The organism is Micromonospora sp. CA-111912 (genome assembly GCF_050948415.1).
Classification (GTDB): Bacteria; Actinomycetota; Actinomycetes; order Mycobacteriales; family Micromonosporaceae; genus Micromonospora.
The window spans coordinates 3368780-3389438 of sequence record NZ_CP192007.1 but is presented as its reverse complement, the minus strand read 5'-3'; the positions used below and the strand labels follow the sequence as shown (position 1 = coordinate 3389438).

Here is a 20659-nt window from a genome sequence, read left to right as displayed (position 1 = left end):
CGTCGTCGCGCGCCGACGGGACGGTTCGTCGGCACCCCCGTTCGCTGGTCAGTACCGCGACCACCTCTGGTTGGCGCTGCCGGCGCAGTCCCAGAGCTGGAGCTTGCCCCCGTTGGCCGGATTCTGGTCGCGCACGTCGACACACCGGTTGGCGCTGAGGTTCACCAGGTCACCGGAGGCGTTCAGGGTGAACCGCTGGGCCGGGTTGCCGTTGCAGGAGACGAGGTTGACCTCGGTGCCGTTGGCAGTGCCGGCCCAGGCGGGGTCCATGCACTTGCCCATCGCCCGCACCGTGCCGTCGCCGGCGAAGGTCCACGCCTGCGCGGCGGTGGTGTTGCAGTCCCAGATCTGCAGCTTGGCGCCGTCGACCGGGTTGGCGCTCGGAATGTCGATGCACCGCCCGCTCTGCGCGCCCCGCAGCCGCGTGGTGGTGGGCGGGTTGCCGCCGTCGGTGTAGCCGTTGACCCGGACGTAGTCGACCAGCATCTGCTGCGGGAACTGGGTGGTGCCGTCCGGGTAGCCCGGCCAGTTGCCGCCGACGGCCACGTTGAGGATCATGAAGAACGGGTGGTCGAAGACCCATCGGTTGCCGCCCAGCCGGCTCGGGTCGACGCGGTGGAACTCGACGCCGTCGAGGTACCACACGATCGAGTTGGGCTCCCAGTCCACCCGGTAGGTGTGGAAGCCGTCGGCCAGCGGCGCGCCGACGGTGCGGCTGCCGGTGATGCCCCCGCCGCCGGAGTAGCCGGGCCCGTGGATGGTGCCGTACACGGTGTTCGGCTCCCGGCCGATGTTCTCCATGATGTCGAGCTCGCCGGCGTTCGGCCAGCCCACGCCGCCCATGTCGTTGCCGAGCATCCAGAACGCCGGCCAGATGCCCTGACCCCGGGGGATCTTGATCCGGGCCTCGAACCGGCCGTACGCCTGGGTGAACGTCGCGGCGGTGAGCAGCCGGGCCGAGGTGTACTCGCACCGGCCGTAGTGGCACTGGTAGTTGGCCGGGTTCTCCCGGCGCGCGGTGATGACCAGGTTGCCCTGGCCGTCGTGCACGGCGTTGCTGGTGCTGTTCGTGTAGTACTGCCTCTCGTTGTTGCCCCAGCCGCCGCCACCGATGTCGAACCGCCACTTACTCTGGTCGACGGCCGTGCCGGCAGAGGCGTTGAACTCGTCCTGCCAGGTGATGCCGCCGATCGCCGCCTGGGCGGGCGCGGTGGGGCCGGGCAGGACGAGGGACGCCGCGACGACGACGAGGGCGACGGCGGCGCGGGCGAGCGAACGGGGCGCGGAACGGGATCTGATCACGGGAGCCTCCTCGGGCGGTCGTACGGGCGGCGGTGGGGCGCGGTCAGCCCCGCCGCCACTTCTGGTTGGCGGTGCCGGCGCAGTCCCACAGCTGGAGCCGGGCGCCGTCGCCGCCGTTCCAGTCGGCGATGTCGACGCACTTGTTGGCCTGCGGGTTGACCAGGTCACCGGCGGCGGACAGGACGAACTGCTGGGCGGGATTGCCGCTGCAGTTGGCGATCTGGATCACCGCGCCGTTGGCGGTGGACCCCCAGGCCACGTCCATGCACTTGTTGTTCTGGGTGCGCAGGGAACCGCCGGTGAGGGTCCACGCCTGCGCCCCGGTGCCGTTGCAGTTCCACATCTGCAGGGGCACGCCGTCGGAGAAGTTCGAGTTCGGCACGTCGATGCACTTGTTGTTCCAGTTGCTGATCAGCCGGTTCCCGCCCCCGCCGCCGGTCGTGACCAGCGACAGCCCGTACGCGCCGAGGATCTCGTTGACCGGCTGGAAGAAGGTGGTGCCCCCGGTGGAGCAGTTGCCGGAGCCGCCGGAGGTGACCCCCTGCGCCTGGTTCCCGCTGATCCACGCCCCGCCGGAGTCGCCGCCCTCGGCGCAGGCGTTGCTGCGGGTCAGGCCGGACACCGCGCCCTGGGCGTAGTTCACGGTCTCGTTGCGGCCGAGGATGGTGCCGCAGCGCCAGCCGGTGGTGCGCCCCGAACGGCAGACGGAGCTGCCGATCGCCGCGTCCTGCGAGCCGGCCACCGTGACGTTGCCGCCGGAGTAGTTGTTCACCCAGGGCTGCGGGGTCCAGTTGCCGTTGGTTCGCACCCAGCCGTAGTCGTTGCCGGGGAAGGACGAGCCGGCGAACGTGCCCTGCGCGACGTTGTTGAAGCCGAGCGTCGGGCTGCCGGTCCCGCCGCAGTGGCCGGCCGTGACGAAGCCGCCGGCGACCGCGAAGCCGACCGAGCACAGCGTGTTGCCGTTGATGACGTACTGGTCGCCGCCCCGGAGGTCGTACAGCGGGCGGGGCGCGTCGGCGGACTCGACGACCCGGACGGCGTCGGCGGCGACGCCGCTGGCGCGCGCGAACGCGGTCGCCTCGGCAGTGGCGCCCGGCGCCGCCGTCAGCACCACACTGTTGTCGGCGACGTCGACGTACCAGCTGCGGATCCGCTGCGGGTCCGCCCGGACGGCGTGCCGGTCGAGGGCTCGCCTGACGGTGTCGAGGTCGCGCTCGCTGCGGGCGACGACGGTCGCGTCGGCGCCCTCGGCGCGGACGACGGCGGCCAGCGCCCGGTCGGTGACCGCCACGGTCAGCCGCTGTCCGCCCGCCGGGATCCAGGCGCCGGCGAACGCCGCGCCGAGCCGGGCGCGCAGCCGCTTCTCCACCGGCGGCGCGGCGGCTTCGGTGCGCAGCCTGGCGGCGACCTGGCCGGCGGTCAGCCCGAGGTCGCGGCGCATCGCCGTGACCAGCTCCGGCGGGAGGCCGGCGGTGGCCGTCGTGGTAGCCGCCGGGGCTGCGGCATCCAGGGCGTCGCCGGCGCGGGCCGCCAGCGGGGACGCGACGACGAGCAGGAGAGCTGCGGTAACGGTGCCGAACGCGCGGAGCTGTCGCGGCATGGGGTCCTCCCGAGGTCGTACGGTGGGCGGTCGCGGCGGGGCGACGCGAGGGCTGTGGGCCGGCCAGAGAGCGCTCTCAACGAAGTTTGTCGATGTGAACGATTTCTGTCAAGACTGTTACCAGTTGACCGTCCGTCGCTGCTCCCGGCCCTGGTCCGCAGTCCAACCGCCTGCCCACCCGCTGTGCGGAGTCCGTCACCCAGGGGTGCCGCGGCGTTGGCTCCCGTCCGGGTCGGGCGAAGGGGGCGGGGCGGCCGGCGGCAGGACCGGTGCGGCCCTGAGCAGGGCAGCCACGTCGCCGCCCGTCCGCATCACCGTCCGGTCGGGACGCACGAGCGCCGCGCGGGCCCCGCCTCGGCGCAGCCATCGCCCGAGGCCCGAGGCCGGCTCCACGGGCACGAGCACCACCCGCCGCCGCCGCGCCTCGGCGACCGCCTGCGGTCGCGACGGCCCGACGGTGAGCACCGCGAAGGAGGACCCGAGCACGGCGTCGAGGCGGCGGCCGTCGCCCAGGACGGGGTTCGGGCAGAGCCGGCCGTTGCGGCTCCACGGCGACCAACGCCGTCGGCGCAGGGCCGAGCGTCGCAGGGGCGGGGTCGTGCTGTCGAGGACCCTGGCCCGCAGGCCCGGAACGCGGACCAGCCGGGGCGCGACGAGCCGGCGCAGCAGGTTGCCGGCCTCACCGCCCTGGGTCATGGCCCGGCCGACGCCCACGGCGAGCCGGATCAGCGCGGTGACGTGGGGCCTCCGCTCGGTCTCGTAGCTGTCCAGCGCGGCGGCGGGCAGGGCGCCGGCCAGCACGGCGGCGAGCTTCCAGGTGAGATTGCCGGCGTCCCGGAGACCGGCGCCCAGCCCCTGGCCGATGAACGGCGGGGTGAGGTGGGCGGCGTCGCCGAGGAGGAACACGGGCCCGGCGCGCCAACGGTCGACGATCTGGGCGCGGAAGGTGTACTCGGCGCAGCGGACCACCGCGAGCTCCTCGAACGGCAGGTCCCTCGTCCACGGCCGGACCAACTCGTGCAGGGTCTGCGGAGCGGACATGGCCGCCGCCGTCTCGCCGGGCAGGAGGCGGAACTCCCAGCGGTAGCGTCGCGCCCCGACGCGCATGTAGGTCGCGGCCCGGCGGGGGTCGCACACCTGGTGCACGCCCTCCCACGCGTCGATCGCGGCGTCGGTGTCGACGTCGACCACGAGCCAGCGCTGTGCGAAGCCGAGGTCGCGCATCCTCGACCCGATCCGGGCGCGAACGGTGCTGTTGGCGCCGTCGCAGCCGAGAACGTACCGCGCGCGCAGCGCCTGCCGCTCCCCCGATCCCCGGTCGGTGACGGCGACGGCCACCGGGCCGTCGCCGTCGGCGGACACGGCGGTGACCTCGACGCCCCCGCGCAGGGTGATCAGGGGGTCCCGGTCGACGGCGCGGCGAAGGATGGCCTCCAGTCGCGGCTGGTCGAACATGTTCGCCTGGGGGTGGCCGTGGACCCCGTCCGCCGTGCCCCGGCTGAACTGCGCCAGGACGCGGTGGTCGGGGCCGAGCAGCCGCAGCCCCTCGGCCGGCCGGGAGACCGCGGCGAACTCCTCGTGCACCCCCGCCCGGTGCAGGATCCGGCACACCTCGTCGTCGAGGTGGACCGCGCGCGGCCGGGGATAGGCGGCCGGCCACCGGTCGAGCACGACGGACCGGACACCGTGGACGGCGAGCAGCCGGGCCGCCACCAGCCCGGTCGGCCCGGCGCCGACGATGACGACGGGCACCGGATCGTCCACCGTTCCTCCTCGCCCTGGCCGCACCGGCCCGTCGGCCGCCGCTGCCCGGCCCCTCGCCGCCCCGCCGGCCGCCCGGCCACCCCCGGGTCGGCCCGGCGGGCCGGGCCCCCGCTCCGACCGTACCGACCGCCTCCTCAGGCGGCGGTGACCACCCGGTGCAGGCGGCGTGCCTCGGTCACCAGCCGGGACGTCCCGCCCCGGCCCGCGACCTCCGCCAGCCCCGCCACCTCGATCCGGACCCCGGTGCTCGCGGCCGTCTCCGCCGCCAGGGTCAGCAGGTCGGGCAGGCCCCGGGGCGGCGTGGGGGCGGCGAGCAGCGGCGGCAACGCGGCGGCCAGCAGCCGCCACACGCTCAGCGGCGCCCCGGCCGCGGCCGCGTCGCGCAGCGGCTCGACCACGCGGGTCGGCTTCACCACCTGCGCGGCGACCAGGGCACCGAGATGCCCGCCCACCCCGGTGGCGTCAAGGCGACCGGCGCCGGCCAGGCCGAGCAGGGCGTCCAACGTGGCGATCCGGTCGGTGCCGTGGCGGGCGCCGAGGCCGTAGGCGAGCGCGAGGTCGACGGCGGCCCCGCCGGGGCCGCCGCACTCGACGAACGACGGCAGCGCCACCGCGCCGTCGCGCCGGTCCATGTCGGCGGCGGCGGCCACCTCCGGCAGGACGTACGCGGCGACCACGCCCAGGTGGTGGGGCAGGACCGACGGCCAGAGCCGCGTCCAGCCGTGGTACTCCGTCTCCACCGGCGGCGGGTCGGTGGTCAGCAGGCCGTACCGGTCGTCGTACCCGTCCGGCGGGCGCAGCTCGACCGCGACGCGGCGGGCCGGCAACTGTTCGTACTCCCAGTCGTAGCCCGTCTTCCGGGCCCGGCGGGCGAGGGTGGTGACCCGCATGACCGGGGCCGGCAGCCCACCGGAGCGCAGCCAGCCGGCGAGCCGGTCGCCGGCCGGGGTGCGCAGCGCCTCGGACTTGCCGGCCAGCGCCTCGTCGGCGCCGGTCGGCAGGCGCAGCAGTGCCTGGGTGAGATCCCAGTGCCAGGGCTCCCGGTCTCCGAGTGCCGTGAGGCGTTCCAGCAGCGCCAGCGGGTCGAGTGCGCCGTTGGCCGAGGTGGGGGTCGCGAGCAGGCCGGGGTGGCCCGGCTCGCCGAGGTGGTGGCCGATCTCGGCGAGCCGGGCCCGCAGCAGGGCGTGCGGCGCCGGGACCCGGGGGTCGGTGGCGACCAGTTCCGGTTGCGCGGGCGACCGGTCGGTGCGCCGCACGGCGGCGAGCAGCGCGCCCCACCGGCTGCGCTGTGGGGCCGCCGGGCGGGGCTCGCCGGCGGATTCCAGCACCGCGCCGACGAGGCCACACAGGCAGCACGGGTCCCAGCTGTGCTCGCTGGCCCAGGACCAGTGCCGACGGGCGAGGACCGGGCCGAGCGCGGCACGTACCCGCGCGCCGTCGGTCGCGGTGAGGCAAACCAGCCCGTCGAGGATCCGGTCGAGCGGCTCCCCGTGCTTCTCGGTGCCCAGCAGCGCGGCGACCTCCTCGGCGAGCTCCTCGACGTCGGTGATCGGGGCCGGGGCGGGTGCGGGCGGCCCCGGGGGCGGCAGGTCGTCGCCGCGCGGCCCGGTGACCGCCGGGCCCCCAACGGCGCTCCGGGCGAGGCCGTGCCGGGTGGCCAGCGCGGTGGCGCGCTCGCGAAGGTCGACGGCGGGGTGCTCGGCAGCGACGGCAATCACCTCGGCGATCTCCGCGGCCCGGTCCCGGTGCCCACGGGCGAGCCGGTCGAGCCAGGTGAGCTGGCCGCGCACCAGCGCCTTGTCCGGGCGGGCCAGCACCTCGCGGGAGGTGTCGAGCACCGCCTCCAGTTCCAGGTCGGACACCTCGCGCAGCGCCCTCTGGGCCGTGGTCGCGACGGTGGCCGGGGCGTCGGCGAGCAGTCGCAGGTAGTCGGTGCGGCGGGCGGCGACCTCGTCGGTGGTGGGTTGGAGCCGTTCGAGCAGGATGGTGAAGGCCCGCAGCGCGGCCGGTCGGTCGCCGCGCAGCAGCCGGCCGACAGCGCCGTCGAGCAGGGTGGCGCGGTCGACGAGGCCCTCGGCCGCGAGCTGCGCCAACGCGGTCGGGAACGCGTGCGGGCGGCGGTCCGTCCAGTCGGTGACGATCTCGTCGAACATCATCAGCGCGCCGAGGCCGTCGACCTCGAACAGCCGGGGCAGCAGCGCCGGCAGGAGCGGGTCGGCGCGGAGCCGGTCGACCAGCGGCACCGGCGCGCCGCGCCGCCGCCGGTCGGGGCTCGACAGGGACCGCAACCACAACTCGACGAACTGGTTCCCGGACGGCGGCACGGCGTCGGTGGGCAGCAGCGCGGCGACGAACCGCCAGTGCTCGACCCAGGTGTCGCGGTGCAGCTTGTCGGCCATCCGCCGGGCGAGGTCGGGCAGCCAGGTGACGCCGCGGTCGTCGGCGACCGCGCGGACGAGCGTCGCCGCCCGCTCCCCGTCGGCGGCGACGGAACGACGGGCGAGGATCGCGCCGGCCTGGGCGGCGGTGGGCAGGCAACCGACCGCGAGGACGGCCAGGGCGGTGCCCTTGCTCGCGCCCCAGAAGGACCGCTGCCCCTTGAACCAGTCGGTCAGGGCGGCGCCGACGGCGCGGCGGCGGTCCTCGGGCAGCCCGGCCAGGGCGTCGACGATCAGGTCGGCCGACCCGGCGTCGATCAGGTCGAACAGGTCGCTGGTGCCGCCGGCCGCCAACTCCCACCGGCGCCGGACCGTGCTCTTCACACCCGCTCCCGCACGTCGGCCGTGGCCATCCGGGTGGCCAGCGCGTGTTTGCACGGCCCGCGCTGGCCACGGTGCTTGGCCCACCAGGGGCAGGTGCAGTTGAATTCGCCGTCGGGAAGCCGGCGTACCCGGTAGACCTCGTCGCCGCTGCGTACGGTGGCGCCCGCCTCGTCCGAGGCGACGGCACCGGCGTCGAGCAGCGCCCGCGCGCCCACCAACCGCGGGTTGTCCCGCTCGGCCCGGCCCGCGTCGTAGGGCATGACGCGGTGGAAGTAGGCCGCCTCGGAGACGTCGTAGCCGACCCGCCCGGCGGTGCCGAGTTGGGCGAGGGCGCCCCGGACCCGGGCCGCGTCGATGCCGGCGGAGGTGGCCAGGGCGTCGACGTCGACGGTCGGGTCCCAGGACAGCAGGGCCGAGACCAGCTCGGCGTCGTCGACGACGTCGTCGCCGGCCAGGGCGGTCAGCGCGGCGCCCTCGCCGGAGAACCCGCGGTAGGGCTCGGGCGAGAGGGTCAGCGACAGTCGCAGGGCCCCGGTGCCGAGCTCCCAGGTGCTGGGCAGCGCCGCCGAGCCGGGCGCGACGGTCGGCCCGTAGACGCGTAGGGTCCGGGCGAAGCGCAGCATGCCGCGCAGGGCGGCCAGCCGACCCGCGCCGGCGAGGCACACCGCGCCGGGGACGGGCCGGGACGTCAGCCGCAGCGACCGCCCCGCGGGCACCGCCCAGAGCACCGACCGATCGTTGGACGTCGGCAGCCGGCGCAGGAAGACGGCGGCCTCGGCCGCCGGGATCTCCGCCTGCGGCTCGAACGCCGCGGCCAGCACCTGCACCTCGGCGAAGCCGCGCAGCCAACGCACCGGCAGCGGCACCTTCTTCTCGACGACGGCGCCGTCCATGGTGGACACGGTCAGGTCGTCGGGGCCGACCGACAGGAGCAGCGGGTCGAGGCCGCCGACCCGGGCGAGCGCCTCGCGCAGCGGGTTGTTGACGTCGACGTTGGTGGTGCCATGCTCCACCACGTCGCCGTCGAGCCCGGCCGGCAGGGCGTCGAGGCGGGCGTAGACCCCGCAGCAGCCGGAGAACGACTCGAACCGGAGCCGGTCCCGGCTGCCGGTGACGACCGGGTCCAGGCTCGCCGGGCTGACCGGCCGGTAGTAGCGGGTGCGGGCCACCTCGGCGACGGCGAGCAGCCCGACGGCGGCCTGCTGGGGTGTGGTGAGGAACCCGGTGAAGAACCGGGGGTTCGGCGCCGGGCCGCCGCTGGTCTGCAACGCGAGACCGTCGCGGCGCAGCGTCGAGGATCCCAGGTACCGGTACGTCTGTTGGCTGCTCACGGGCCGGGACGGTACAAGATCGCCCTGACAGTTTCCACGGGGCGGATCACGCGGGCCGGTCGGCTTCGGCGTGGACAGTTGGCCGCACGGCAGCAGCTCACCCTGCTCGTCCCCGCCTGCCTACGACAGGAGGCGCGATGTCTCCCCACCCCTGCATCCACGGCCGACCTCGACACAGGCTCTCCATGATCGTCTGCTGATTTGTGAGACGACACGCCGGGCGAGTTCTCCGTAGACAGCAGACGATCATGGAGAGCCACCCCGACGAAGGGAGGGGCGGCGCTGGGCGGGAGCCGGTGGCCCCGGCGGAAACTATCCCGCAGCGCGGCCCGCGTTCGCGCTGCGGCCTCACCGGCAGGACGATGCTCCCGCCGAACCGGGGATCACATCCGCAGCCCGGGCGACGACGCGCGAGCGCGCGGTCTCAGCCCTCGACGGCCCGATGAGGCATAGGACCACGGTATAAGGCATCCGATATACATTCATTCCCTTGGATGGTTGGTAGGCTCGGCCCAGTCCGTTCGCGCCGTCGCCCGGCTGCATCTGGCCCCGGGACGGCCAGATCACGGGAGGCCGGGAGATGACGCCGCCACCGAACCGCCGCCGGTCGGCCGCTGCGGCCGTCCTGTTCGCCCCGATGCTGGCCGCCGCCATGGCCGGCGCTCCGGCGAACGCGGCCCCGGCCACCGGGGACATCCTGCACGCGGGCGGCGTCACCGCCGTCGAGGGCAGCTACGTGGTGGTGCTCGCCGACGCCGGCCGGCGGGCCGCCGACGCCGACTCGGCCACGAGGCTCGCCGACCGGTACGGCGGCTCCGTCGGTCAGATCTACCGCGCCGCGCTGCGCGGGTTCGAAGCCCACCTGTCGGAGCGGGCCGCCCGGCGACTGGCCGCCGACCCGGCCGTGGCGTACGTCGAGCAGAACCACGTGGTGTCGGTGGCCGCCGGGGTCCAGCTCAACCCGCCGTCGTGGGGACTCGACCGCATCGACCAGCACCTGCTGCCGCTGAACCAGAGCTACGCCTACCCGAACACCGCGCCGGGCGTGCGCGCGTACGTCATCGACACGGGCATCCGCGCCACCCACGTCGACTTCACCGGCTCCGCCGGCGGCGGGTACGACGCCGTCGACGGCGCCCTGCCCGCCGACGACTGCAACGGCCACGGCACCCACATCGCCGGCACGATCGGGGGCCAGCAGCACGGGGTCGCCAAGGACGTCCACCTGGTCCCGGTGCGGGTGCTCAACTGCGCCGGCAGCGGCACCTACGCGCAGGTCATCGCGGGGGTCGACTGGGTCACCGCGAACGCGGTGAAACCCGCCGTGGCCACCATGGGCCTGGGCGGCAACGCCAGCACCGCGCTCGACAACGCGGTCACCGCCTCGATCAACTCCGGCGTCACCTACACCGTCACCTCGGGCAGCTCCGCCACCAACGCCTGCAACTACTCCCCGGCGCGGGTGCCGGCGGCGCTCACCGTCGCCGGCACCACCCCGACCGACGCCCGGATGAGCTCCGCCAACTACGGCTCCTGCGTGGACCTGTTCGCCCCCGGCCAGGGCATCACCTCGACCTGGCACACCAGCAACACCGCCACCAACACGATCAGCGGCGGGCCGATGGCCGCCGCGCACACCGCCGGGTGCGCGGCCATGGTCCTCCAGGACCACCCCACCTGGACCCCCGCCCAGGTGGCCGCCCACCTCACCGGCACCGCCACCACCGGCGTCGTCGGCGCTCCGGGGGCCGGCTCGCCCAACCGGCTGCTCTACTGCGGCGGCTGAGGTCACGGCGGCACCGGAGGGACCCGGTCAGGGGCGGTAGCGGTAGCCCATCCCCGGCTCGGTGATGAGGTGTCGCGGGCGGGCCGGGTCGTCCTCCAGCTTGCGCCGCAGTTGGGCCATGTACTGGCGCAGGTAGTTGGTCTCGTTCTGGTATTCCGGCCCCCACACCTCGTGCAGCAGTTGGCGCTGGCTGACGAGCTTGCCGGGGTGGCGCAGCAGCCTGTCGAGCACGGCCCACTGGGTGGGGGTGAGCCGCACCTCCGCGCCGTCGTCGCGGGTCACCGTGCGGTCGACGAGGTCGACGGTGTGCCGGCCCACCCGGGGAGCCGCCGTCGCCCCGTCGGCCGCCGGGGCGGCGAGGCGTCGGGTGACCGCGCGGATGCGGGCGAGCAGCTCGTCGATGCCGAACGGCTTGGTGACGTAGTCGTCCGCGCCGGCGTCGAGGGCGGCGACCTTGTCCTCGCTGCCCGCCCGGCCGGACAGCACGATGATCGGCACCGTCGTCCAGCCGCGCAGGCCCCGGATCACCTCGACGCCGTCGAGGTCGGGCAGGCCCAGGTCGAGGACCACCAGGTCCGGCGGGTGGGCGGCGGCGGCCCGCAACGCGCCCGTGCCGGTGTCGGCGACCTGCACGTCGTAGCCGCGGGCGCGCAGGTTGATGCGCAGGGCACGCAGGATCTGCGGTTCGTCGTCGACGACGAGGATGCGGCTCATTCCTGCGGCCCTCCGGTGCCGGTCGGGGCGGCGGCGGGCAGGCGGAGCACCATGGTCAGCCCCCCGCCGGGGGTGGTCTCGGGGGTGATGGTGCCACCCATCGCCTCGGCGAGGCCGCGGGACAGGGCGAGCCCGAGCCCCACCCCGGTCTGGTTGTCCCGGTCGCCGAGGCGCTGGAAGGGCAGGAAGACGTGTTCCCACTGGTCCTCCGGGATGCCGGGGCCGGTGTCGATGACCCGCAGCTCCACCTGCCCGGCGTGGGCGCTGGCGGTGACGGTGGGCGGCCGGCCGGGCGGGCTGTGCCGCAGGGCGTTGGCGACGATGTTGACCAGCACGCGTTCCAGCAGGCCCGGATCCGTCAGCGCGGCGGGCAGGTCGGCGGGGATGTCGGTGGCGACGTCGGCGGCGTCCGGACCCAGCTCGTCCAGGGCCCTCGGCACCACGTCCTCCAACCCGATCGCGACGGCGGCCACCCCGAGCGCACCGGCCTGCAACCGGCTCATGTCCAGCAGGTTCGCCACCAGGCGGCCCAGCCGGTCCAGGGACTCGTCGGCGGTGGCCAGCAGCTCGTCCCGGTCGTCGGCGTCGAACTCGACGTCATGGCTGCGCAGGCTGCTCACCGCCGCCTTCGCCGAGGCGAGCGGCGTACGCAGGTCGTGGCTGACGGCGGCGAGCAGCGCGGTGCGCATCCGGTCGGCCTCGGCCAGCGGCCGAGCGGTCGCCGCCTCCTCGGCGAGGCGTTCCTGGCGCAGCGCCACGGCTGCCTGGGCGGCGAACGCCTCGACGACCCGCCGGTCGGCGGCCTCCAGCCGCCGGCCGGACAGCACGACGGTGAGCCGGTCATCGACCGGTACCGCCGTCTCCCCGGCGTCGGGGCTGGTCGCCGGCGCCTCACCGACGGCGGCCACCAGCCGCCAGGCGTCCCGCTCGTGGGCCCGGCCCGGGCGTCCCCGCGCGTCCGGGGCCAGCTCCAGGACGCTGACGGCGCGCAGCGCGAACGTCTCCCGCAGCCGGTCCAGCAGCGCCGGCAGTGGGCGCTCGCCGCGCAGCACGCCGCCCGCGACGGTGGCGAGGGTCTGCGCGTCGGCGGAGGCCCGCGCCGCCTCCCGGGTACGCCGGGCGGCCACGTCGACGACCCAGCTCACCGCGAGGGCGACGCCGACGAAGACACCCAGCGCGAGCAGGTTGTCCGCCTCGGCGATGGTCAGCGTCCGGAACGGCGGCGTGAAGAACCAGTTCAGCAGCAGCGATCCGCCGAGGGCGGCGACCAGCGCCGGCCACAGGCCGCCGACCAGCGCCACCCCGACGACGCCGGCGAGGAACAGCAGGATGTCGTTGGTCAGGGTGAGGTCGGGCAGCGTGCGCAGCGCCACGGTGAGCGCCGGCATGCCGAGCCCGGCGAGGGCGAAGCCGAGCAGCCGGCGCCGCCGGGACAGCGCGGCCGGCAACCCGCCGGTCCGCCGGCCCCGCCCCGCCTGCGGGTGGGTGACCAGGTGCACGTCGATCGGCCCGGACAGGGCCGTGGTGGTGACCCCGACGCCCCGGCTGAACAGCTGGGCGAACCGGCCCCGCCGGCTGGCGCCGAGGACGAGCTGGGTGGCGTTGACGCCGCGGGCGAAGTCGAGCAGCGCGGCCGGCACGTCCGCGCCGAGCACCTGGTGGTACGTGCCGCCGAGGCTCTCCACCAGCACCCGCTGGCGGGCCAGCCGGGCGGGGTCGACGCCGGCCAGGCCGTCGCTGCGGGTGACGTGCACGGCGAGCAGGTCGGCGCCCCGGCCGCGGCTGGCCACCCGGGCCGCCCGGCGGATCAGCGTGTCGCCCTCCGGCCCGCCGGTCAGCGCGACGACGACGCGTTCCCGGGCCTCCCAGGTGTCGGAGATGCCCTGCTGGGCGCGGTAGGCGCCGAGCTGGTCGTCGACCTTGTCGGCCAGCCAGAGCAGGGCCAGCTCGCGCAGGGCGGTGAGGTTGCCGATCCGGAAGTAGTTGCCGAGCGCGGCGTCGATCCTGTCGGGGCGGTAGATGTTGCCGTGGGCCATCCGGCGGCGCAGCGCCTCCGGGGTCATGTCGACCAGTTCGACCTGCTCTGCGGCGCGGACGACGGCGTCGGGAACGGTCTCGCGCTGGGTGGTGCCGGTGATCTGGGCGACGACGTCGTTGACCGATTCGAGGTGCTGGACGTTGACCGTGGACAGCACGGAGATGCCGGCGTCCAGCAGCTCCTGCACGTCCTGCCAGCGCTTGTCGTTGCGGGAGCCGGGCACGTTGGTGTGGGCCAGCTCGTCGACGACCGCGATCTCGGGCCGGCGGGCCAGGAGCGCGTCGAGGTCCAGTTCGGTGAACTCGACGCCCCGGTGCGCGAGGGTGCGCCTGGGCACCTGTTCCAGGTCGCCGACCATGGCGGCGGTGTGCGGGCGGCCGTGGGTCTCGACCAGCCCGATCACCACGTCGGTGCCGCGTTCGGTCCGCCGCCGGGCCTCCTGGAGCATCGCGTACGTCTTGCCGACGCCGGGCGCGGCCCCGAGGTAGATGCGCAGTTCCCCTCTGGGCACGGGCAGGTCCTTCCGGTGGGCGGGCCGTCCGGGCGGCGCGGCCGTGAACGTGGCGGTGACCGCCGGGCGGGCCTGTCGTGGCCCGCCCGGCGAGGGTTCAACGAGCGGCGAACCGCTGGTCGAGGGCGAGGTTCAGTTCCAGCACGTTAACGCCGGGGGCGCCCAGGAAGCCGAGTGCCCGGCCGTCGGTGTGCTCGGCCACCAGCCGCCGGACCGCGGCCGGGTCCGCGCCGCGCTCCCGGGCCACCCGGGCGACCTGGATCTCCGCGTACGCGGGGCTGATGTGCGGGTCGAGGCCGCTGCCGCTGGCGGTGACCGCGTCCGCCGGCACGGCCGGCTCGGCGGGGGCGTCGCCGCGGACCGGGGTGATCACTGCACCCTCGGCGACGTAGTCCGTGCCGGGCTGGGCCAGCTCGACCGGCACTCCCTGGTAGGTGGCGACGAACGGGGTGGCCGGGGCGGCCTGGTTGACGCTGACCACCCGGGTGGCCCGGCCGGTAAGCCCATCGGCGCGGAAAACCGCGAGCACCGCGCCCACCCCGTCGGTGGTGCAGAAGGGCCGCCGCCCGTCCACGCCGTCGAGCCGGCCGATCGCCAGGCTGCGGGCGCAGACCTGGGTGAGCAGGCTCTCGGTCGACTCGGCCGGGTCGGCGGCGAGGGTGTCGACGACGCTCTCCGGGCCGAGGTTGGAGGCGGCGGTGGAGGTGGGGTCGTAGCCGTCGCCGGCCGCCGATGGGCGGGACTGGAAGTAGCGCGGGACGGGGTTGCCGTCGGCGTCGGTGAAGGACTGGCCGATCAGCGCGCTGCCGACGATCCGGCCGTCGGCGGCGACGAGCGAACCGTCCGCCTTGGCGTCCAGGCCGGGCAGCCGACCGGCGGCGACCAGGGCCAGCGGGTACGCCAGGCCGAGCAGGACGGTGAACACGAGCAGTGCGCGCAGGGCGGCGAGGTGTTGGCCGAGCCAGGTGGGTAGACGCATCACGAGATCCCTGGGATGAACTGGATGAGCAGGTCGATGAGCTTGATGCCGACGAACGGCACGATGATGCCGCCGAGGCCGTAGACCAGCAGGTTGCGGCTGAGCAGCTCGGCCGCCGCCGCCGGTCGGTACCGGACGCCGCGCAGGGCCAGCGGGATCAGCGCGATGATCACCAGGGCGTTGAAGATGACCGCCGAGAGGATCGCCGACTCCGGGCTGGCCAGCCGCATGACGTTCAGCGTGTCCAGGCTGGGGTAGATGCCGGCGAACATGGCCGGGATGATGGCGAAGTACTTCGCGATGTCGTTGGCGATCGAGAAGGTCGTCAGGGCGCCCCGGGTGATGAGCAGCTGCTTGCCGATCTCGACGATCTCGATGAGCTTGGTCGGGTCGGAGTCGAGGTCGACCATGTTGCCGGCCTCCTTCGCCGCCGAGGTGCCGGTGTTCATGGCCACCCCGACGTCGGCCTGGGCGAGTGCCGGGGCGTCGTTGGTGCCGTCCCCGGTCATCGCGACCAGCCGGCCGCCCTCCTGCTCGCGCCTGATCAGGGCGAGCTTGTCCTCCGGGGTGGCTTCGGCGAGGAAGTCGTCCACCCCGGCCTCGTCGGCGATCGCCTTCGCGGTCCGCGGGTTGTCGCCGGTGATCATCACGGTGCGGATGCCCATCCGGCGCATCTCGTCGAACCGTTCCCGCATGCCGGCCTTCACGACGTCCTTGAGGTGGATCACGCCGAGGGCCCGCGCCGGCTCACCGTCGATGTGCTCGGCCACCACCAGTGGGGTACCGCCGATGCCGCTGATCCCGTCGACGACCTGGCCCACCTGCTCGGTGGGGTGGCCGCCGTACTCGCGGACCCACCTCAGCACGGCCGCCGCCGCGCCCTTGCGGACCCGCCGCGCGGGCCCGGTGACCCCGCCGTCGACCGTCGCGTCCGGCGTGAGGTCGACGCCGCTCATCCGGGTCTGGGCGGTGAACGGCACGAACGTGGCGTGCGGCACGAGGCCCGGCTCCCGTTCCCGCAACCCGAACTCGTTCTTGGCCAGGACCACCACGGACCGGCCCTCGGGGGTTTCGTCGGCGAGGCTGGCCAACTGCGCCGCGTCGGCCAGTTCGGCGGCGGTGACCCCCTCCACCGGCAGGAACTCGGCGGCCTGCCGGTTGCCCAGGGTGATGGTGCCAGTCTTGTCCAGCAGCAGGGTGTTCACGTCGCCGGCGGCCTCGACCGCCCGGCCGCTCATCGCCAGGACGTTGCGCTGGACGAGGCGGTCCATGCCCGCGATGCCGATCGCCGACAGCAGCGCGCCGATGGTGGTGGGGATGAGGCAGACCAGCAGGGACACCAGCACCACACCGCTGACCCCCGCGTCGGTGATCGCGCCGGTGTCCGGGGCGGCGGCCTGGTACTGCTTGGAGAAGACGGCGAGGGGCTGCAACGTCACCACGGCGAGCAGGAAGATGACGGTGAGCGCGGCGAGCAGGATGTTCAGCGCGATCTCGTTCGGCGTCTTCTGCCGGTTCGCCCCCTCGACCAGCGCGATCATCCGGTCGATGAAGTTCTCCCCCGGCTTCTGGGTGATCCGCACGACGATCCGGTCGGAGAGCACCCGGGTGCCGCCGGTGACCGCGCTGCGGTCCCCGCCGGACTCCCGGATGACGGGAGCGGACTCGCCGGTGATGGCCGACTCGTCGACGCTGGCGATGCCCTCGACGACGTCGCCGTCGCCGGGGATGATCCCGCCGGCGTGGACCAGCACGACGTCGCCCTGGCGCAGCTCGGGCGCGGGCACCGCCTCGTCGTGGTACGCGTTGGCGCGGGCGCCCGGGATCCAGCCGACCAGTCGGGTGGCGACGGTGTCCTGCTTGGCCCGGCGCAGGGTGGCGGCCTGGGCCTTGCCCCGGCCCTCGGCGACCGCCTCGGCGAGGTTGGCGAACAGCACCGTCAGCCAGAGCCAGCCGGTGATGGCCCAGGCGAAGACCGACGGGTCGGTCGCCGCGAGGACGGTGGTGAAGGCCGCGCCGATCTCGACGATCAGCATCACCGGGTTGCGCCACAGGGTGCGCGGGTCGAGCTTGCGCAGCGCGTCCGGCAGGGAGGTCAGCAGCTGCCTCGGATCGAGCAGGCCGCCGCCGACCCGGTCGCCCCGGGTGGCGGGCGTGCCGGGGGTGGCCGGGTCGGCCCCACCGTGCGGCGCCTGCGGGGAAAGGGTCATGTCGTCGTTCCTCATGGTGGTCACAGCCCTTCGGCCAGGGGGCCGAGCGCGAGCGCGGGCAGGTAGGTCAGGGCCACGAGGATCACCGTGACGCCCACGACCATCCCGACGAACAGGGGTCGGTGGGTCGGCAGGGTGCCCTCGGAGGCCGGGGTGGGCGCCTGGCGGGCCAGGGAGCCGGCCAGGGCGAGGACGAAGATGATCGGCAGGAACCGGCCGAGCAACATGCACAGCCCCAGGGCGGTGTTCCACCACGGGGTGTTCACCGTGATGCCGGCGAACGCGGAGCCGTTGTTGTTGCTCGCCGAGGTGAACGCGTAGATCACCTCGGACAGGCCGTGCGGGCCGGTGTTCAGCGCGGTCGCGGCGTTGCCGGTGGCGAAGGCCACCGCCGTGCCGGTCAGCACCAGCGCCGGGGTGACCAGGAAGTACAGCGAGGCGAACTTGATCTCCCGTGAGCCGATCTTCTTACCCACGTACTCCGGGGTCCGGCCGACCATCAGGCCGGCCACGAAGACCGTGATCACCGCGAGGATCAGCAGGCCGTACAGGCCCGCGCCGACACCGCCGGGCGCCACCTCGCCGAGCATCATGTTGACCAGCGGCATCATCCCGCCGAGCGAGGTGTACGAGTCGTGGAACGAGTTCACCGCCCCGGTGGAGGTCAGCGTCGTCGCGGCGGCGAAGGTCGCCGAGTTCGACACGTCGAACCGCACCTCCTTGCCCTCCAGCGCCGCGCCGACCGCCTGCGGCACCGTGCCGTGCCCGGCCAGCTCGAAGACGTTGGTCAGGGCGACGCTCGCCACCGCCAGGACCGCCATCACGGCGGCCACGGCGTACCCCTGCCGGTTCTGGCCGACCATCCGGCCGAAGACCCGGGGCAGGCTGAACGGGATCAGCAGGATCAGGAAGATCTCCAGCCAGTTCGTCCAGGCCGTCGGGTTCTCGAACGGGTGGGCGCTGTTGGCGTTGTAGAAGCCCCCGCCGTTGGTGCCCAACTCCTTGATCACCTCCTGGCCGGCGACCGGCCCTCCGGTGATCGTCTGGACCCCACCGGTGAGGGTGGTCACGTCGGTGCCGGCGGACAGGTTCTGCACCACTCCTCCGAGCATCAGGGCGAGCGCCCCGAGCACCGAGACGGGCAGCAGGACCCGCAGCGTGATCCGGGTCAGGTCGACCCAGAAGTTGCCCAGTTCGCCCGTACGGCTGCGGGCGAACCCGCGGACCAGGGCGACCGCGACGGCGATCCCGACGGCGGCGGAGACGAAGTTCTGCACCGCCAGCCCGGCCATCTGCACCAGGTGGCCCATGGTCGCCTCGCCGGAGTACCACTGCCAGTTCGTGTTGGTCACGAACGACACCGCCGTGTTCCACGCCCCGTGCGGCACGACCGGGTCGAAGCCGAGGGACAGCCACAGGTGGTTCTGCAGGCGCTGGAACGCGTACAGGAACAGGATCGACACGGCGGAGAAGGCCAGCACCGCGCGGGCGTACACGCCCCAGGTCTGCCCGGCGGACGGGTCGACCCCGATCAGTCGGTAGACGCCCCGCTCGACGCGGGACTGCCGGGTGCCCGCGACCGCCCGGTACAGGTGGTCGCCGAACGGCTTGTGGACGGCGACCAGCGCCACCACGAGCGAGGCGATGAACAGCACACCGGCTGTCGTCATGGTCATCAGAAGCGCTCCGGGAACAGCAGGGCGACCACCAGGAACACGCCCAGGCCGATCGCCAGCACCAGGCCGACGGCGTTGACGGCGCTCACAGCTTCTCCACGCCCCTCACCACGAGGGTGAGCGCCACGAACAGCGCCACCGTCACCAGCACGAACACCACGTCAGACACGGCTGACTCCTCTTACCCGACTCGGTTGCCGCGACCGACTTCCGGTCGCGCCGGGCAATCAGAACGCCTCCGGCACCGCGCGGACAGGGTCCTTCACGCGACCATGACGGCGACGGGCCGTTTCTTGACGCCGTTTTCACGCGGCCCGGACACGTACGAGGGAGTTGGCCAGGGCCACGCCGATGCACCGGCGGCCGACGGTGTGGTGGAGCGGGTACCGGACGTCGGCGCGCGGGGTCGCGTATAACTACGTGTATCGATGCCATGGGTTGGCTCGGCGTCAGCGGCCGGGCATCCCACCAGTCGCACGCCTCAACGAAGGGCCATGCCAGTGAAGACCTCTCGTCGATGGTTGGTCGCCGGCGCCGCCGGCCTCGCCGCCGCCCTCGCGGTCAGCGCCGCCCCGTTCGCCTGGGCCGCCGGGGGCCTGACGGCCAGCCTCGTCAAGGCCTCGACCTGGCCAGGCGGCTACGGTGCCGACTACGTCCTCACCAACGGCGGCACCGCCGCCGTGACCACCTGGACCGTCGAGTTCGACCTGCCCACCGGGACCAGCGTCAGCAACTCCTGGAGCTCCGTGCGCACCCAGAGCGGCCAGCACTACCGGTTCACCAACGCCGGCTACAACGGCACCATCGCCCCCGGCGGCAGCGAGAGCTTCGGCTTCAACGTCAGCGGCGCCGGCAACCCCACCAACTGCACGGTCAACGGCAACCCGTGCTCCGGTGGCGGCCCCGCGCCGACCACGACGGCGGCACCCACCACACCGCCACCCACCACACCGCCACCGACCACACCGCCCCCCACGACCGCGCCGCCCGGCACGACGGTGAACGTCTCCACCGCCACCCAGCTCCAGGCCGCCCTCGCCGCGGCGGCGCCGGGGCAGACGATCCAGCTCGCCGCCGGCACGTACCGGGGCTCCTTCCTGACCACGAGGGCCGGGACTGCCGCGTCCCGGATCACCCTCACCGGCCCGCGCGGGGCGGTGCTGGTCAACGACGGGCCCGCCGGCACGGGGCCGAGCTGCCCGGCACCGACCGCCGGCTGGGACTCCGGGTACGGGCTCTGGCTGTTCGACGCCCCGTACTGGAACCTGACCGGCTTCACCGTCGCCGAGTCGAAGAAGGGCATCGTGCTGGACAACTCCCACCACGTGACCATCGACGGGGTGTACGTGCACCACACCGAGGACGAGGCGGTGCACTTCCGCCGCTCCTCCGCGGACGGGATCATCCGCGATTCGGTGATCACCGACACGGGCCTGGCGCAGCCCGGTTACGGCGAGGGGGTCTACCTCGGCTCGGCCCAGTCCAACTTCGGCTGCCACGGCAACTCCGGCGGGATGGACCGCTCCGACCGGGTGCAGGTGCTGAACAACCGGATCGGCCCCCGCGTGACGGCCGAGCACGTGGACATCAAGGAGGGCACCGAGGGCGGCGTGATCCGTGGCAACACCTTCGACGGCCAGGGCATCTCCGGCGTCAACTCCGGCGACTCGTGGGTCGACGCCAAGGGCAACGGTTACCTCGTCGAGGGCAACACCGGCACGTTCCGCGCGCCGGGCACGTTCGCCAACGGCTACGAGACCCACAACCTCCTCACCGGGTACGGCTGCGGCAACGTCTGGCGCGGCAACACCTCCGACCTCGGCGGCGTCGGCCGGTACGCCGTAAACGTCTCCTCGACGTCGAAGTGCCCGGCGAACCCCAACGTCGTGCACGCCTCGAACACGGTCACCAACGCGGTCAACGGCCTGACCAACATCGCCGTCACCCCGTAGCCGCGTCCGCCCCCACCGGGACGGCGGCCGGATC

At 74.2% G+C, this 20659-nt stretch carries 13 protein-coding genes; 2 read left to right on the top strand and 11 right to left on the bottom strand.

From position 1 onward, the window contains the following. Window positions 1-48 precede the first annotated feature (48 nt). From ACQPZO_RS13895 to ACQPZO_RS13875, 5 genes are all read right to left on the bottom strand, one after another. Window positions 49-1302 (bottom strand): family 16 glycosylhydrolase, encoded by a 1254-nt coding sequence (locus tag ACQPZO_RS13895; protein ID WP_433350380.1) that lies wholly within the window; start codon window positions 1300-1302, stop codon window positions 49-51. Between the two features lie 43 nt (window positions 1303-1345). Then, on the bottom strand, window positions 1346-2902 hold the full coding sequence (locus tag ACQPZO_RS13890; protein WP_433350378.1) for a ricin-type beta-trefoil lectin domain protein: 1557 nt from the start codon (window positions 2900-2902) through the stop codon (window positions 1346-1348). Between the two features lie 195 nt (window positions 2903-3097). Next, a complete protein-coding gene (locus ACQPZO_RS13885; protein WP_433350376.1) occupies window positions 3098-4666 on the bottom strand; it encodes a bifunctional 3-(3-hydroxy-phenyl)propionate/3-hydroxycinnamic acid hydroxylase in 1569 nt (522 codons plus the stop codon). Window positions 4667-4800: 134 nt separating this feature from the next. Next, a complete protein-coding gene (locus tag ACQPZO_RS13880) occupies window positions 4801-7428 on the bottom strand; it encodes a DUF6493 family protein (protein ID WP_433350374.1) in 2628 nt (875 codons plus the stop codon). Further along, window positions 7425-8759 (bottom strand): SWIM zinc finger family protein, encoded by a 1335-nt coding sequence (locus ACQPZO_RS13875; protein WP_433350372.1) that lies wholly within the window; start codon window positions 8757-8759, stop codon window positions 7425-7427. Before ACQPZO_RS13875 ends, ACQPZO_RS13880 begins: the two co-directional genes overlap by 4 nt. Window positions 8760-9339: 580 nt before the next feature. Here ACQPZO_RS13875 and ACQPZO_RS13870 point away from each other — a divergent pair. Beyond that, window positions 9340-10545: a S8 family serine peptidase gene (locus ACQPZO_RS13870; protein ID WP_433350370.1), complete on the top strand. Its 1206-nt coding sequence runs from the start codon at window positions 9340-9342 to the stop codon at window positions 10543-10545. Between the two features lie 27 nt (window positions 10546-10572). Here ACQPZO_RS13870 and ACQPZO_RS13865 read toward each other — a convergent pair whose 3' ends face one another. The 6 genes from ACQPZO_RS13865 to kdpF all read right to left on the bottom strand — a co-directional run bounded on the left by ACQPZO_RS13865 (window position 10573) and on the right by kdpF (window position 18762). Beyond that, window positions 10573-11259, bottom strand: coding sequence for a response regulator (locus ACQPZO_RS13865; RefSeq protein WP_405109435.1), 687 nt, complete (start codon window positions 11257-11259; stop codon window positions 10573-10575). Next, entirely contained in the window at window positions 11256-13808 is a 2553-nt protein-coding gene (locus tag ACQPZO_RS13860) for a DUF4118 domain-containing protein (protein ID WP_433350368.1), read from the bottom strand. Before ACQPZO_RS13860 ends, ACQPZO_RS13865 begins: the two co-directional genes overlap by 4 nt. 97 nt (window positions 13809-13905) lie before the next feature. After that, complete coding sequence (locus ACQPZO_RS13855) at window positions 13906-14787, bottom strand: potassium-transporting ATPase subunit C (protein WP_433350367.1); 882 nt, start codon at window positions 14785-14787, stop codon at window positions 13906-13908. Further along, window positions 14787-16997, bottom strand: coding sequence for a potassium-transporting ATPase subunit KdpB (gene kdpB, locus ACQPZO_RS13850; RefSeq protein WP_433350365.1), 2211 nt, complete (start codon window positions 16995-16997; stop codon window positions 14787-14789). Before kdpB ends, ACQPZO_RS13855 begins: the two co-directional genes overlap by 1 nt. Window positions 16998-17017: 20 nt before the next feature. Continuing rightward, window positions 17018-18673: a potassium-transporting ATPase subunit KdpA gene (gene kdpA / locus ACQPZO_RS13845; protein WP_433350363.1), complete on the bottom strand. Its 1656-nt coding sequence runs from the start codon at window positions 18671-18673 to the stop codon at window positions 17018-17020. Continuing rightward, complete coding sequence (gene kdpF / locus ACQPZO_RS13840; RefSeq protein ID WP_036343797.1) at window positions 18673-18762, bottom strand: K(+)-transporting ATPase subunit F; 90 nt, start codon at window positions 18760-18762, stop codon at window positions 18673-18675. Before kdpF ends, kdpA begins: the two co-directional genes overlap by 1 nt. A 405-nt stretch (window positions 18763-19167) precedes the next feature. Here kdpF and ACQPZO_RS13835 point away from each other — a divergent pair, with 405 nt between their 5' ends. Further along, entirely contained in the window at window positions 19168-20625 is a 1458-nt protein-coding gene (locus tag ACQPZO_RS13835; protein ID WP_433350360.1) for a cellulose binding domain-containing protein, read from the top strand. Window positions 20626-20659 lie beyond the last annotated feature (34 nt).